General features: G+C 29.6%; 2 protein-coding genes. Both read right to left on the reverse strand.

All coding sequences use genetic code 11. The features are described 5' to 3' along the window. Positions 1 to 76: 76 nt before the first annotated feature. Positions 77 to 628 carry a hypothetical protein gene (locus GMC_RS0105620; protein ID WP_010521214.1) on the reverse strand — a complete coding sequence of 184 codons (552 nt, stop codon included), beginning with the start codon at positions 626 to 628 and terminating at the stop codon, positions 77 to 79. Continuing rightward, entirely contained in the window at positions 621 to 2351 is a 1731-nt protein-coding gene (gene tssD, locus GMC_RS21120) for a type VI secretion system tube protein TssD (RefSeq protein WP_010521215.1), read from the reverse strand. Before tssD ends, GMC_RS0105620 begins: the two co-directional genes overlap by 8 nt. Positions 2352 to 2489 lie beyond the last annotated feature (138 nt).

A 2489-nucleotide genomic window follows, 5' to 3' on the forward strand; every position in this document is an offset into this window, starting at 1 on the left:
AACGCTAATTGTATGATTTCGTAGCTATCCCTTTAGGGTAGCTATGAATTATACAAATTGTTACAAAATGTTTTGCTTAAATTTTTATAGGGTACTTTATTGTCTTTATTTCACTATTTTCCTCAACCCTAATATAAATTGAATCTCCTTTTGTTAGGCGCTTTAAAAGTTGTTTATGTTTTGTTTTAAAAGTAATAACATCACTAATCTTAATTTTTAGATTAATACTTTTTTCTTTTAAATAGCCTAATTCTTTTTTTTCTAATGAATCTAAATAATGTTGTGTATATAAAATGTATTTTTTTGTTTCTTTAGAATCTATAAATTTATATTTACTTTTTGTTATTTGCTGAAGAGAATCATTAATAAAACTATAAAGTAGACTAGCTGACATACTTTTAGAAACGAAATCTTTATAACTAATTGATGAAAATGATATTTTTTTTATTTTTGATTTATTTTTAATTTCAAATAATAATGGAATATTAAGTTTAACTATTTCGTGATCATCATTTTCTAAGATAATAATAGGTTGTGTTGAGTTTAATTGCTCAATAAAAAAATTGGATTTTTGTGAGTTACAACTAACTAACCAAAGAGTCAATACTATTAATTTTACGTTATTCATTTATAAATATACTTTCGATTATATAAACTTCTTTATTTCCATGTTGAGTAATCCTATATAAAATTTGCATAAACTTTTTACTTGTGTCATTCAAGTCAAAACGTTCTAGTTGTTCAAATGTCATAAATTCTCCTTGTAACATTTTATTAGCAGTTTTACTAGAAATTGTCATCAATTGCCAATTATACTTTTTATTATGATTCCAAGTATCAATAGCTTTTCTAGTAGCATCTAAACCTTTCAATTTAGCTAAATCTATTTCTTTTTGAATATCAGCTTCCAATTCCATATCCATTTCAGCTTTTTGTTCCTGTATCAATGCTCCAGCTAAATCAGCAATTGGTGATAGTGGTCCAAAATCTAAGGGTAAAGGCTTATTGGTGTCTAAATCTTCACTAACAGTTTTTGTAAGGTTAAAAATGTCGAAGATGTCTCCTAGGTTTTTAACCATACCTAATAATTTTACTCTTTTACCTGTGGTTGAAAAATAATCATATTGACTGATTCCTTTTGTGGTTTTTAGCGCTTGTCCCTCGTGTTTGTAAGCGAAGTTTTTCCCTTTTTTAAGATTTTCAAAAAGTTCACCAGAATTACTATAGACTTTTTTATACTCATGTATTAATCGATCTCCTTTATATACCTTGCCAAAATTGTCTGCCATATAACCTTTTTCAAGTTTGGTAAATGCGATTTTTTTTATGGCTTTGTTTGCTTTTTCAGTAGCAGCATCTAATACTTTATTTTTTATTTCACCTGCGTACAAGCCTTTGCTAAATTGCATAAGTAGCATTGGGTCTCCATTGTAACTGATAAATTCAGGTAAATTATGAGTAGCTAAGGGTGTTTTGAAATAAAGTGTTCTTTTATTAAAACCAACAAAAAGTACATCATTACGACTTGCTGGTAATTCTTTTTTAAGATTTTTGTAACTGACATTACAATATAGTTCTAATTGATCGCCATTATCATCGGTAATCATTTTAGTCCAACTGTCTTTTAGTTCTAATTTAGCAGTTGCTATAGTATCACCATCAATCTCCTGTACAGTAGCCGTTTTATTAATTTCGTGTTTTGGAAATTTATTTTCATCAACATTTAAATAATCTACTCCAAAAAAGTGATCATACTCCCATAATTGACAATTGATTTGTTGTCCAATTTCAATGTCTTTAGTTTGTACGTGGAAATAAACGGAATCACCAAGATTTGCGTTTGTAATGGGATTACACCCGTCACTATCGCTAGTCCACCATCCTTTTATTAGTTTTGGTTCTTTCTCTTCTTTTCGAGAAGTAATCAAAGGAGCTTGTTCATTAAAAGCAGTACCATCATCCCAAGTCTGTTTGTGTATAGTATCATTATCACCATTAATACGAAGAATACCTGCGGTTACAGTTATAGTATAATTCATGGGCTCTGGAGAGTCGGAATGATATATGTAAGTTGCAGAAGTGGCATAGGCATTAGCAAATTCCATTTTAAATCCTATACTAGCACCATCTCTAGCCATAATTTCAATCCGCCCCTTTTTTTGCATCGTACTATGTATAGTCCAATTTAATAGCTCCAGATCTTTATCCGCAGCAGGTATGGTTAGTTGTAATTGTCCTCCTTGTGTAATTCCCCAAGGTTTATTATTGGGTCCTAAACTTTGATTGAAGTTAAAAAATAAATTAAGTAATCTGTATTTTTTATTATCAACATATAGATAAGCGTTAATCATTGAGTTTAATTTGTGTTTTTAAGAGCTAATATAAATCATAACGAGGGGATTATGTATATATTTTTGAGTTTGTTGGGCAATGTTTTGTAACGGTTTGGCTATGCGCAGTGTCCCGTAGGGCATTGCGTATAGGTGTTG

The organism is Aquimarina agarivorans, from assembly GCF_000218485.1.
In the GTDB taxonomy this organism is placed as follows: Bacteria; Bacteroidota; Bacteroidia; order Flavobacteriales; family Flavobacteriaceae; genus Aquimarina; species Aquimarina agarivorans.

Excerpts from the sequence above, each read along its gene's own strand:
- GMC_RS0105620 (WP_010521214.1), bottom strand. The coding sequence starts at position 628 with ATGAATAACGTAAAATTAATAGTATTGACTCTTTGGTTAGTTAGTTGT.
- tssD (WP_010521215.1), bottom strand. The coding sequence starts at position 2,351 with ATGATTAACGCTTATCTATATGTTGATAATAAAAAATACAGATTACTT.